The organism is Herpetosiphon llansteffanensis, assembly GCF_003205875.1.
GTDB classification, from domain to species: Bacteria; Chloroflexota; Chloroflexia; order Chloroflexales; family Herpetosiphonaceae; genus Herpetosiphon; species Herpetosiphon llansteffanensis.
Genome location: NZ_PUBZ01000116.1, coordinates 1 through 12,759, shown reverse-complemented (window position 1 = coordinate 12,759; position 12,759 = coordinate 1). Strand labels below are relative to the sequence as shown.

The window sequence follows — 12,759 nt, the reverse complement described above, 5'->3', positions numbered from 1 at the left end:
ATTACCCTCGCTGACGGCGGGCATTCCGCACGTTAATAATCATCACTGGCAGCACGGCGATCACCAAAATCATGGTCAAGGCGCTACTGAGGCCATAGTTTTGATTTCGGAAGAACTCGGTAAACATGCGGTTGGCGATAACCTCGGTTTCATAGTTGCCGTTGGTCATCACAAACACAATGTCAAACACCTTCAATACTGCAATTACCACCGTCGTGACCACGGTCAAAATCGTAGTTTTGAGCGAAGGAATGATAATTCGCCAGAAGATGTCAAGCTCGCCTGCGCCGTCGACGCGGGCAGCATCGATAATATCGGCGGGAATTGCCTTCAGCGCTGCTGAGAGAATTACCAGACAAAAGCCAGTTTGCAGCCAAATCATAATCACGATCAAGGCAATATTATTAACGCTCTTATTGATTAACCAAGCAACTGGTTTGAAGTCGAAATTGCCGATAAAGGCATTCAACAAGCCAACGCCTGGGGGGTTGCTGGCATACATAAAGCGCCAAATCACACCAGCGCCTACAAACGAGATAATCATTGGCAAGAAGATCATCGATTTGGCGACGGCTTCATAGCGCACTTTATCGAACAGCACGGCCATAACGAGGCCACCAACCACGCTAAATGAAGTTACACCAACAATCCAGTACAGATTATTGCGCAGCGCAATTTGGATAGTGCGATTGGTAAAGGCAAACTTAAAATTTTCCAGCCCAACAAAGGTCTCGCTATTTTTATCGAGCACGCTATAGTAGGCCGTCATCACGGTTGGATAGACCAAGTAAATAATCAGCAAGGCCAAAGCTGGACCAACAAAAATCACTGGGCGAATCCTCTCGCGCAGCGTTTCAGAAGGAATCAGATTGAGCAGCTCGTTACAGAGCCAGTAGGCAATCCAAATGCCAAAGACCCCGACGAGCAAGGCCACCCCAACCACCAAAAACCGTGGGGCATCAGCGTCTTTCATAACGCCAAGGCTCCAACGCCCGACCAAGATTGAAATAATTAATGCGAGAGGGACAAGCAACAAGCGCACAATCTCGCTGGTGTTGCGCGAGCGTGGCCCAGTGCTAGTTTGTGGTTGTGATGACATGCCACAACTCCTTGCTGAGGAACAGTGCCAAGTAGCACTGCCTGAATACCGAGAACAGAGTCCAGAGAACAAATGAATTGAGCGATTCCGCTGTTCTCTGTGCTATGTTGTGTTTGGCTATGGGCTATCGGCTTTTGGCTATGAGTTTTGAGCCACGAATTGCACGAATGATTATTTTTTAGCCACGAATTGCACGAATTGCACGAATTACAAGAATGATTATTTTTAGCCACAGATTACACAGATTACACGAATGATTTAATTTCATCCCTCATAATTCATCCCTCATCCTTTTCTCTGCTCTATGTTCTTATCTTGATTTTTGACTTCTGCCTTTTGCTTTCATCCCTCATCCTTTTCTATGTTCTCCCCGACCCCCAACAACCGATCCCCAACCCCCATACTATACAACGAGAGGTAGGCATAGGCTACCTACCTCTCGCGGCGTTTCGATGCAGGGCATCGTCATCGAGGGAGGCTGACTAGTTTTTTGGCCAGCTTTCATCGATGGTTGTCAAGACGGTATCGATGTCGGTGTTGTTCACGTAATCGACCATACCTTTCCAGAAGGTACCAACGCCAACTTCAGCTGGCATCAAGTCGGAAGCATCGAAGCGGAATACGGTAGCTTCCTTGATGATTTCAGCTTGGCGGCGGTCGATGTCGTTACCATACCAAGCCAAGTCAACGCTTTGGTTTGGTGAGATAAAGCCACCAGCTTCGACCCAGCCTTTGGCTGATTCTGGGCTAGCCAAGTATTGCAACACAGCGCGAACTTCTGGGCGATCGTTGAACATTGCGAACACGTCGCCGCCACCCAACACAGGCTTGCCTAATGCTGGATCAATTGGTGGCAAGTAGAAGAAGTTGCTGTCGGTACCAGCTTTCTTGCCTTCTGGGAAGAATGATGGAATCCAGCCAGCTTGGCGGTGCAACCAGCAGCCTGGTTTGTCGGCGTTGAACATTGGGGTTTGGGTATCGGCCACAGCGGTGGTCAAGATACCTTCACGGCCACCAGCAACGTAGGTGTCGTTGAACCAGATTTTGCCCATAACTTCAGCGGCGTTTTTGACGCTTGGGTCGTTGAATGGGATTTCATGGCTGACCCACTTGTCGTAGGTTTCAGGGCTAGCGGTACGCAACATGATGTCTTCCATCCAGTCGGTAGCGACCCAGCCGGTCACGTTGCCGTGTTCCAAGCCGATACACCATGGAGTGTTGCCATCAGCAACCATCTTGTCGCTCAAAGCGGTCATTTCATCCCAGGTTTCTGGAATGGTGTAACCAGCTTCTTCGAAGGCTGGAACTGGATACCAGACGATGCTCTTGGTGCTAGCGCGGAAGAACACACCATAGAGGGTGTTATCAACTGAGCCAAGATCGATCCATGATTGGATGTAATCTTTTTGCAAATCTTCTGGTTTGATGAAGCTTGAGATGTCGACCAACTTGTTCTTGCGAGCCAAGGTTGCCATCAAGCCTGGTTGTGAGAAACCAGCGATGTCAGGGGCGTTACCGCCTTCAGCGCGCACAGGAATCAAGGTTTCGAAATCTTTCGAGCCTTCGTATTGAACATCGATGCCGGTGCGGGCTTCGAAGGCAGCCAAGGTTTGATTGAAGGCTGCGTCTTCTGCTTCAACCCACAAGCCGAAAATGCTGACTTTGGTGCCTTTGAATTCGCCAGCTTCGGCGCGAACTAATTCGGCATAGTTAGGGTTGACTGCTGGGACGCTGCCGGTGCTATCTGTAGTTTTGGTTGCGGCTGGGGCTTCGGTTCCGGTGATTGCTTCGGTTGCGACAACTTCGGTTGCTGCTGGAACTTCAGTTGCAGCGGCGGTTTCGGTTGTGGCCGTTGCTGCAGGAGCAGTGGTTGCTGCGGTGGTTGGTGCGGTCGTAGGCGTTGTGCTACCACCACATGCGGCGATCAGCATGCTGATCAGCAGTAACAACAGGAAACTGCGATGTTTCATCTAGACTGTTCCTCACTAATGCGGGAAATGATGAGGTATGCGTGACTTCATACCCCGTGGCGTTTCCCCAAATCCAACCTAACGATGTGGGCCTGGTATGGTTTTGCCATGAGATTTTGGGTTCATCTCGTGGCGGAGCTTAAGCCAATTGCGCCTGCGCGACCCGCGCCAACGATTGGCTATCGAGCAAGGCGATTCCGCCCCATGCACCAGCAGCAAAATCACGATCTAAGAGCTTGACCCGCCCTGCAGGAAGCAACGATGCTGCTAGCGAACTTTGCTGACGTAAGCCATCGAGTGCTTGTTCGATTGGGCTGAAGAAGGCTGAGCCTGCGCGGCTAACACCGCCCCCCAGCACAATATGATCACAATCGTAGGCAAGCACCATAGTATAGAGCGCTTGGGCCAGTTGGTCGCCAACCATGTGGGCAACTGACACAGCTAATTCATCGCCAGCCTCAGCAGCAGCATACACTGCTGGCGTGGTGACGGAATCAAGCTGATGGAGTTGGCTATGCGGGAATGTTGAGAGCAGAGATTGCGCATAGTTGGCAATTGCTGGGCCTGCAACAACAGCTTCAAGACAGCCGTAATTGCCACAGCGACAGCGAATTGTTGATGAACCAAAGCGTGCATGGCCGATTTCGCCCGCCATCCCGTGACTACCACGGTAGACAGCTCCATCAAGAATCATGCCAGCGGCTATGCCTGTGCCTATACTAACATATAACATCGAATCGATCGAACCTGCCAGCCAATAGCGTTGAATGCCAAGCGCTGCGGCCCGAACGTCGTTTTCAATCACGCAAGCCGTGCCAAAGGTGGCGTTGATGAAGCCACGCAGATCAACAGATTGCCAGCCAAGATTGACGGCATGCCGCACAATCCCGCTCTGCGTATCGACTTGGCCTGGAATGCCAATCCCGATCCCGGCAAGCAGCCGAATCGGCAGATCAGCTTGTTTCAGGGTTTCCCAAATCGTATCTGCAAGAGACTGGAGGGCATGGTCTGGGGTTCGGGTATCGGTGGGGCGTTGGACGCTGGCCCAAACCCGATTATCGTCGTCGACGAGCAGGGTCGCAATTTTTGTGCCCCCTACATCGACTCCTAACCGCCAGCCATTGGCGTTCCGGCGCTGTCGTTGATCCACGCAAACCCCCTATACAAGGAACTAAGTGGCTAAGCTCGTCGGGGGGTGGTTTGCTGGAACTTTAATCCCGAACAATGCCTAGCTCGTTGGCTAGTAACAGCGCTGCTGCGCCTAGGGTTACGATATCGCTGCCGAGAGTGCTGACTTGCACATCGGTGGCTGCAACCAAGGTTTGCAACGCATGGTGGGCTAGCGAACGGCGTAACGGTTGGAGTAAATCATTGCCAAGTTGAGCCAGCGACCCAGCAAGAATGACGAATTGAGCGTTGAGTAGGCCGACCACATTAGCAATGGCGATGCCAAGGTAGTGCGCTGCTTCGTCAATAATCGCCCGCACAGTCGGCTCGTTGTTGGCCAAAGCTGTTTGAATCGCGGCAATTGTCCATGGTTCTGCTTGCGGCAAGCTTGCATCGAGTTTCGTCAGCAAAGCACTGGTGCTCGCTACGGTTTCGAGGCAGCCGTAATGGCCGCAGCGGCAGAGAATTCCATTTGGTTGAACAACCACGTGACCGATCTCACCAGCTCCCCAAGCGTCGCCACCAACAATCCGACCATTGATAAAAATGCCTGCGCCGATGCCAAGCCCAATGTTGATCACCACCAGATTGGGTGCGTTGCGCTGGCTGCCAAACGTATGTTCAGCAATCGCCGTCACATGACTATCGTTGGCCAAATAGACTGGTAGCCCATAGCGCTTGCCTAGCAAATCGCGCAGTGCGAGATTATGCCAACCAAGGTTAACCGCTTGTTGGACAACCCCAGCAGTGGTGTTAATCACTCCTGGTGCGCCGATGCCGATGCCCAGCACTGGGTTGTGGGTGTTCGCAAGCAATTGATCAATCAGTTGATACAATTGTTCAAGAACATTGCCCCCATTCAGCGCCAAGGTTTGGCGTTGGCGAATTGCCCCGCGTAAGTTGATGATCGTGCCTCGCAGTTCGTGTCCCGCAACATCCAAACCAATCAAGTGGCGACCATCATCCAATACGCTCAGCAATGTTGCTGGCTTTCCACCACCAGAGGGTGCTAGCCCGACTTCTTGCACCAAGCCTTCGTCAAGCAAAATCGCGACATTACTCGAAACTGTGGTTGGCGTGAGGTTGGTTAAGCGGGCCACATCCACCCGACTAATCGCGCCACCATCGTAGATGGCTTTGAAGACAAGTCGGTAGTTGTGAAGCTTGCTTTGCTCCCGACTGGCTTTCTTGGGCAGTCCCTGCATAACTTATTCCAATGAATTTACTAAGTGAGAGTATCCCACAAGCGGATCAATTTGTCAAGCGCAGCTTTGCGTGGCGCAAAAGGCTGAACCTTGGGCATTAAGAATAGTCTGATTTTGGCAGAGTGGCAGCGCTTCCTTATAAGCCAACATGCGACTATTTCTGAATGCGATTCTATTTTATCCGATAAATGATAAGTAGGGGTCAGGCAGAAAGTCAGAAGGCAAAAGTCAGAATAGAACAAAGAACATAGGAGTAGGGATCAGGGGTCGGGGGCTGGGGATCGGTTGGTCAGCCTGTGCCAATAGTCAATTTCCCTTCGTGTTCTTCGCGTTCTTCGCGGTTTCATGTCCTTCGTGTCCTTCGTGTCCTTCGTGGATCAGATTTAACGCAGCGACGCAGAGGAAACGAAGGATGAAATCAGAAGGCAAAAGCCGCATCAAACATAATCTGTTCAATCTGTGGCTAAGGAATACGCATTCGTGCAATTCGTGCAATTCGTGGCTAAAACGTCCTTCGCGTTCTTCGCGGTTTCGTCCTTCGTGCCCTTCGTACTCTTCGTGGATCAAAAAAGGGATCGATAACGCATAGGTTACCGATCCCCAATAACCAATAATCCTCAGTTACTATTTCACAACATAGGGCATAAAGACCTTATATTGGCTGATCGGCGCACTGGTTGCGGTTGAAACTAAGCTTATGCTGTTGCTTACACTGCTATCAGCGCTTGAGGTTGCGGTCACGGTTACGCTATCGGTCGTGGTAGCAACCGCATTGGCAGGAATCGTCACCACAACTTGGACGCTCGTGCTTGCACCTGCGGCCAAGCTTACGCTGGTTTGGCTCAAGTTGGTTGGCCAGTTATTGCCACTCAAGCTCAGGTTGAAGCTATCGCTGATGGTACCAGTGTTGGTAACATTAACTGTATAGGTCAGCGTCGAGCCAGCAACCCCACTCTGAGCAGTTTGAGGAGCTTGCACAGCCACATCATGCACGGTTGAGCTACCAATGGTAAACACAACTGGAACTGTTTGATCGCCATTGACCGTATTGGCTCCAGCGTTTACCCGCAAACGAGCACGGTAGGTTCCATTGGCAATTCCATTGCTGTTGGCGGTTACTTGAATATTTGCCGAGCCACGAGCTGCCACATCAACTGCGGCTGGAGTCCAGCTCAGCCATGATGCACTGCCAGCGTAGGCAACAAACTGAATAGCCAAATTACTATGCAAACGGCCAGTGCTGTTGTAGACCCATTGGAAGCCAGAAGCCCCGGTGCTATCTTCGATGCCAACACTGACGCTGTTTTGGGTCTCAACTGTTTGATATTGCAAAGTAATATCGCCATTCGTCAGATCAAGTACAAATTGGAAATCTTCGGGGCTAAAGCTGCCGCCAGTGGCCCAGTGCGGCACACCACTAAATTCAACAATAAATCGATCGTTAGCGCTATCAAAGTAGCTGAACACGCCATCCACGCCGCTGGTCAAATCGCTGGGATCAAGGTCGTCCCACAAGGCAGCAATCACATTATTTGGTGTTGCAGTGCCAGGTACCACGCCGTTGGTCGACGTGCCCGAGGCACTACAGGTTGCGGCATTGGTTGGGCTGATAAAGCCGTTGCTATTCACAATCAACTTGGTATAGGGTATGCCATAGTACATGAAACTGCGTGGCAAGTTGACGACTGAACAGGCATCATCGCCCAACGTAATCCGACTACCAGTGCTGCTGATGTCGTTCCAGTTGTAGCTGGGGCCGCCAACATCGTCGCTGCTCTTAACTTCGTAGCCCATTGGCGCAAGGGTTACATTGGCGCTAAAGCTGGTTCCGCCAGCATTGCCAATCACCAAGGTACGCTCTTGGCTGCCATCGCTCACATTGAAATTCAAGGCATTTGGCGTGGTTGTCAGCACTGCCAATTGAGCAAGCACGAGATCTTGATTGGTAAAGCTGTTGCTGCTAATTGTCAAGCTGTAGTTAGCAGGGGTTAAGCCCGTGCCACTCACTTTGACGCTATAGTTGCCAACTGGCAATTCCAAACGATAGCTGCCATCGCTGGCGCTAGTGGTGGTGCTGGTAAACGTGCCAGTCGTTGCTACGATTGTAGCATTGGCAATTGGCTGGTTGTTATCGCTCGCGCGCACAACCCCGGTTAAGCCTTGGGGCGCAACATCGAGCCATTGAGCGCTAACCGGCCCCCAGTTGCCAGCAGCATCGCGGCCACGGAAATAGACCAAGTGGCGGCCATTGCTCAACGTTTGCGGAATCGTCGCATTCACTGCTTCTTGAACACTATTGAAACTTCCATCGGTAGCGTTCAGGCCAATCGCGGTTGCCCCAGCCCGCCATGGCGGGGTATCAACATAGGCTTCAGCAGCAGCAATCGCTTGGTTGCCATTGTTGACATCGTTGATCGTTGCCAACAATTTGTAGCCATTGCTCGCCGATTGGGTGGTGACATTCAAGGCATCAGGGCCACGTTGCAACAAATAGGGCGCTCGGGCTGATTTTGCAGCATACAAGAACGCTGGCAAGTTGCGACCCCAGAAGTTGCCTTGGGACTGGCCATCCAAACAGGTGAAGTCAGGGAAGAAACCACTGCACGAGCCTGATTCTGGTCCAACTTCAAAGGTGTACGATGCAATCCCCAATTCGCCATAAGCCCAATCATCGGTTGTACCGCTGGTTGGGTAAAGCTCGTCGGATTTTTGCGGCGTATAGCCATTGTAGCTGGCAAATTTCTTGCCCAAGCCGCGCAAATCTGCATCGTTTGGCGCAAGCTGGGCTGAGTGACCGTATGGCCACAACACCAAATCGCTATACGAGTGCACCGAAATATAGACCCCCGACGTGTCAGCTGGCGCAGGATCGGTATCTGCTGGGCCACGACGATCAGCAAATACGCCGCGAATCCATTGTTGCAAAGTAGCAACTTCTGGCTCCGAAGCTGCTGAAACACCAGGCCAGGTTTGACCACAGCGATTGCCACCAGGGCTATCGACTTCGCCCCAATGGAACGATGAGTTACGGTTAAGGTCAATCCCAACATTCACGCCACTACACGTTGGAGTATCAACCGTATTGCGGTTTTTGCGTTGGGTAAACGACGAGCCTTGCTCGGCAATTTTGCGGCCATCGGGGTTGACGAAGGGCACAATCACAATCGTGTGTTCATCAAGCAACCAATGCACATCAGGGTCGGTTTGATAGCGCGAGAGCAAATACTCGGTATAGCGCAAGGTCAATTCAGCGGTCGACATTTCGCGCGCGTGAATCGCCGACATCAAGAAGAAGGTTGGTTTTGGCCCAGGAATCAACGAGTTGGTGATGGTAATCCCACGCAAATCGTAGCCTGCTGGCCCACCAGCGGTCACTTTATCCCACGAAGCACCATAGGTAAACAAACCAGTCAGGTTGGGATAGGTTGCATGCCATTGATCAAGCAAGGCATAGCCTTCTTCAACCGTGCGGAATCCACCTTGGACTGGCAAAATGGAAGGCTTTTGCAGCAAATCGGTTTGTTCTTGATCAATTTGTGCCGTAAAGCCCTCTTGCTGCAATTTGGCCAATTCACTTGGCGTAATCAGCGCAAACAAATCGTGCTTATCGCGCATTTCCAACAAATCAAGGCCACGTGCGCTCAGGGCCAATGATTCAGTTCGATCTTTGGCCTGAATCCGTGCCACAACCCGTTGTTCTTCGACAACTGGCTGGGCTTCGGTGCGTTTTGGCAGCGAAACCACCACCAAACTACTCCAAACCCCAATCAGTGCCAGAATGGTTCCAATTAACGACCAACGATGCCTCAGACGGTCCATACAAACGACCTCCACACAGTGCGAGCCTAGCGCCGTGCCAGAATCTCCTTCGATTGTTACGCTAGGGAAGTTTTTGGGGAATACCTGCTCTTCATTGAGGTTCTATTTTATCATTATTAAGTATTCGTAATGCAGCCTTGACGATATGCGATTAAATGAAAAAACCGTATCGTTTGATACGGTTCGGTTGCGATCATCAAATACGTTTTAGGCCGAAGCACCAGTGTAATGGCGCAAGCCAAAGCGCCAAAACAAGCGCGAAACGACCAACAACAAAATCGTCAAGCCTACGGCAAAGAGCAAATTCTGGCCGTTCAACTGGCGCGCCAAGGTTTCAGCAGGCAACGTCACTGCAAAGGCAATCGGCAGCACAAAGGTCAAGGTATGTTTCAGCCAGCCAGGGTAGATGCTCACTGGCCAACGACCTGCCTGATACAAGCTATCAAAAATTTCCAAAAAGTTGTCGGCGCGAATAATCCAAAATGCACCAACGCTCAGCATCAACCAAACGCTATAAATCATCAGCCCGCCAAGCAGCACTGCCGCCGCAAACGCAAGCGCACTCAGCCAGCCCAAGCTGGTGCTTAATTGGCTAATTGCATAGCCCAAAACCACGCTGCCAAGCACCAAATCAATCAATTGCCAAATCCGAAATTCGCGCACACTGATAATTGCTTGCGCATCGGCAGGCTTGGTGAGGGCAAAATCCAAGGTACCTTCTTGAATATCTTCAATCAATCGGTTCATATTTGGCTGAATGATGGTTTTGATCAGCCCGCCAACAATAATGTGCACCCCCATCACGGCCAACAGTTCTGGCTGCGTCCAACCAGCGAGATTTTGGGTATAGCTAAATACCAAGCTCATGGCAACCAAGCCCGTGCCCAAGGCCAGCGCCGATTGAAACAGCTGCACAAAAAAATTAACGCGATATTGAAATTCGCTAATTACGCTAACCCGCAGAAAGATCCAGAACAATCGTACATAGACCATGTTACGCTCCCACTGCCGAGTAGCGCCGCACTGCATGCGGCCAAACTAAGGCCAAAATCCCACCTGCAATCAACATCCAAACTGCTTGCATGGCCAAGCCCCACGCTACTTGCGGCCCAGTTAACGTGCCAACTGCCACATCAATTGGAAAACCAAACGTCCATTGAAAAGGCAGCCATTGCGAAATATCGCGCACCCAAGCAGGCATAATCGCCAGCGGCACTAAGCGCCCAGAAAGCAATAATTCGATCGTAAAATACAGCTCGAACACCGCACTAACCTTGGTGACCCAAAATGTTACCAAGCCAAGCGCCCACAAACACAAAAAGCGCGTGACAAAGCCACCTAATAAGGCCAAAATAAAGGCCGGAATTTGCCACCACGCTGTAAAAGTAAAAATTGGCTGAAAAACCCACCACAATAGCCCAGCGATTGGCAACCACAGCACAATCGTCACCACTTTGAGGCTCATAAAATAGCTCATATCAAAATGGATCGGGTGGATTGGTCGCATCAGTTCGTTGGAAAGCCGACCCTTGCGAATCCGATTTTCAAAAGCATACGGCGTGAGCGCAATATTCATCTGGCGCACCAACGTCCAGGTAATGTAGTAAGCGGCAAAAGTGCCAGCGGTATAACCCGCCACGCTACCGCCTTGCGAGGTGGCAATCGTGCCCCAAACCACCAAATAGACAACTGGCTCAACCATCATTGCCAACAGCCAAAACAGATGTGCGACCCGATATTGAAATTGGCTGATAATCGATGTTTTGAGCAAGGTCAGATATAAATCAAGGTGCTGCTTCATACAACCTGCGCCTCCTGTTGAAACACCTGCTCAATAATCGAATCAATCGCGGGATCTTCGATCGTCAGATCGCTAATCGCAACTTCATTCAACAAACGAGTGGTAATTTGGGCCGTTGCGTTTTTGGGAACCCGCAAATTAACTTGGCCCTTGCTGTTGCTAATAATCTCGCCATACTCGCTCAAATCGAGGTCGGGGTCATTCAAGGTTACACCGATGGTTTTGTAGGCGGCAAATTTCTCGACTAAGCCAGCCAAGCCGCCATCGTAGAGCAATTGGCCGTGGTGAATCACAATCACCCGTTTACACAACGCCTGCACATCGGCCATATAGTGGCTGGTTAGCATCACGCTCGCTTGATAACGCTGATTGTAAGCAGCCACAAACTCGCGAATCAAACGCTGCGCCGTCACATCCAAGCCAATCGTCGGCTCATCCAAAAACAGCACTTTGGGGCGATGCAGCAACGCCGAGATAAATTCGGCCTTCATCCGTTCGCCCAACGACAAGTTGCGCACTGGCTTTTTGACCAAATCGCCCATACTTAGCAAATCGATCAACTCATCGCGCATACGCCGAAACTCGCCCTCGGGAATTTGGTAGATGGCGCGTTGCAGTTCAAATGAATCAAGCGCTGGAATATCCCACATCAACTGATTACGCTGCCCCATAACAATTGTAATTTGGCGTAGCAACTCTTTTTCGCGGCGCTGTGGCTCGTAGCCCAGCACATCGATCTGGCCGCTGGTGGGAAACAGCAAGCCAGCCAGCATTTTGAGCGTCGTGGTTTTGCCAGCGCCATTTGGCCCGAGAAAGCCAACAATCTCGCCAGCGTCGATGCCAAAACTAATCTTTTTGACCGCTTCAACTTCGCGATATTTGCGCTTGAACAAGCTGCCAACTGCCGCTTTCAAGCCCGCCTCACGTTCAGGTACCTGAAACGTTTTGATCAATGTATCAACCTTAATCGTTTGGCTCAAGGCAGTTCATCCTCGCTACAAGAAAAGAGATGGCCTATTTTAGCAGAGATACCTATAGACCAAAAAGGTCTTAAGAAGGATGAAGGATGAATTATGAGGGATGAAAAAGGAGCATCCAGACACATGGGATTAACGAAATTTTATGTCAATTAAAAGAAGTACTAAAATAATTTAAGCCACGAATTGCACAAATGCTTATTTTTTAGCCACAGATTCCACAGATTGATTAGATTATGTTCCCTATAGCCCAAAGCCAAAAGCCATGTTCCTCTGCGCCTCTGCGCTAAAAAATTGATCCCCAAAGGACACGAAGAGCACGAAACCGCGAAGAACACAAAAAATACAAAGGTTAATTTTTTTAGCCACGAATTCCACGAATTGCACGAATGCGTATTTTTTGGCCACAGATTGGCACAGATTTTTAGGATTGAATTTTCGCCAGTCCAAAGCCTGATCCCCGACCCCCGACTCCTGATCCCTACTCCTATGTTCTTTGCTCTTTGTTCTATTTTGATTTTTGATTTTGCCTTACGTCTGATGTGAGTTATCACGAACGTATTCCTTGACAAAAAACGACGGAAGTCCCACGATGGAAGTGCTTACCCACCATCAGAAGGAGTTCCGTCGATGTCCAGTATACCATTGTCTGATGTGATGACCATCCTCTCTGTCCTCGTTGATGATTGGTATCAAGCGTCACCGCATGCCACCAGCGCAC

Annotated in this window: 8 protein-coding genes; all 8 read right to left on the bottom strand. The window is 50.6% G+C overall.

The genetic code is table 11. From position 1 onward, the window contains the following. Position 1 precedes the first annotated feature (1 nt). On the bottom strand, positions 2-1,099 hold the full coding sequence (locus C5S61_RS18575; protein WP_110517351.1) for a carbohydrate ABC transporter permease: 1,098 nt from the start codon (positions 1,097-1,099) through the stop codon (positions 2-4). A 482-nt stretch (positions 1,100-1,581) separates the two neighbouring features. Next, positions 1,582-3,069, bottom strand: coding sequence for an ABC transporter substrate-binding protein (locus C5S61_RS18570; protein ID WP_110517349.1), 1,488 nt, complete (start codon positions 3,067-3,069; stop codon positions 1,582-1,584). 139 nt (positions 3,070-3,208) lie between these two features. Continuing rightward, positions 3,209-4,219, bottom strand: a complete 1,011-nt coding sequence (locus C5S61_RS18565) for an ROK family protein (protein ID WP_110517347.1) — start codon at positions 4,217-4,219, stop codon at positions 3,209-3,211. 61 nt (positions 4,220-4,280) lie between these two features. Further along, positions 4,281-5,441, bottom strand: a complete 1,161-nt coding sequence (locus C5S61_RS18560) for an ROK family transcriptional regulator (protein ID WP_110517345.1) — start codon at positions 5,439-5,441, stop codon at positions 4,281-4,283. 624 nt (positions 5,442-6,065) lie between these two features. Then, entirely contained in the window at positions 6,066-9,260 is a 3,195-nt protein-coding gene (locus C5S61_RS18555) for a M14 family zinc carboxypeptidase (protein ID WP_110517343.1), read from the bottom strand. A gap of 207 nt (positions 9,261-9,467) precedes the next feature. Then, entirely contained in the window at positions 9,468-10,253 is a 786-nt protein-coding gene (locus tag C5S61_RS18550) for an ABC transporter permease (protein WP_164689623.1), read from the bottom strand. Position 10,254: 1 nt separating this feature from the next. Next, a complete protein-coding gene (locus tag C5S61_RS18545) occupies positions 10,255-11,061 on the bottom strand; it encodes an ABC transporter permease (RefSeq protein ID WP_110517339.1) in 807 nt (268 codons plus the stop codon). After that, complete coding sequence (locus C5S61_RS18540; protein WP_110517337.1) at positions 11,058-12,041, bottom strand: ABC transporter ATP-binding protein; 984 nt, start codon at positions 12,039-12,041, stop codon at positions 11,058-11,060. Before C5S61_RS18540 ends, C5S61_RS18545 begins: the two co-directional genes overlap by 4 nt. Positions 12,042-12,759: the final 718 nt, after the last annotated feature.